The sequence below is a fragment of the Bartonella sp. MR168JLCBS genome, assembly GCF_042194175.1.
In genome coordinates, this window is sequence record NZ_JBHIMP010000460.1 from 1 (window position 1) to 646 (window position 646).

The 646-nt window shown below is 41.3% G+C and carries 2 pseudogenes; one reads left to right on the plus strand and one right to left on the minus strand.

Going from position 1 to position 646, the window contains the following annotated elements:
- Positions 1-332, plus strand: a pseudogene (locus ACFIK8_RS11965) (ferredoxin--NADP reductase); the annotation flags it as partial.
- On the opposite strand, the pseudogene ACFIK8_RS11970 reads toward ACFIK8_RS11965, so the two are convergent.
- Positions 302-646: pseudogene (locus ACFIK8_RS11970) on the minus strand (2-dehydro-3-deoxyphosphogluconate aldolase); the annotation flags it as partial. The pseudogenes ACFIK8_RS11965 and ACFIK8_RS11970 sit on opposite strands and share 31 nt — an antisense overlap.

The following is a 646-nucleotide window of genomic DNA, read 5'->3' on the forward strand; positions in this document are numbered from 1 at the left end:
CGCGAGATGAGCTTACTTATCCACAAGATCTTGTTGACTCTTTGCAGCAAGATCCGCTGATTGGTGAATATGTGAAACAGTTGAAGTTTTATCCCATGACCACTCGCGAATCTTCTAAGCATATGGGGCGCATTACGACTGTTATGGAGAGTGGTGCTTTTTTTGAAACAACCGGTTTACCGAAAATTCATTCTAATGAAGATCGGGTAATGATTTGCGGTTCCATGGCAATGCTGAAAGATTGTGCAAGAATGTGTGAATCCTTTGGTCTTATTGAAGGTGCAAACAATGCACCTGCTACTTATGTTGTAGAGCGCGCGTTTGTAGGGTGAGAGGATAGTTGTGCTGCAGTCTGTGCTAATGCGCTAATTGCATCCCAATTCCTCGGTGTGATAAGATTTCTAGGAGCTATCCAAGAACCGCCAACATAGAAGACATTAGAAAGTTGGAGCCATGAAGCAGCATTTTTTTGTGTAATGCCGCCTGTTGAGAAAATTGGATTTCAGAAAAGGAGAAGGCTAAAGTTTATGCAAAGGCAATACCTCCAGCTGCTTCAGCAGGAAAAAATTTAAGATATGAAGAAGCTTTATCCAATGCTTTTATTAATTCACTTGATGTAGCAGTACTGAGGAGAAGAGGAATTTTG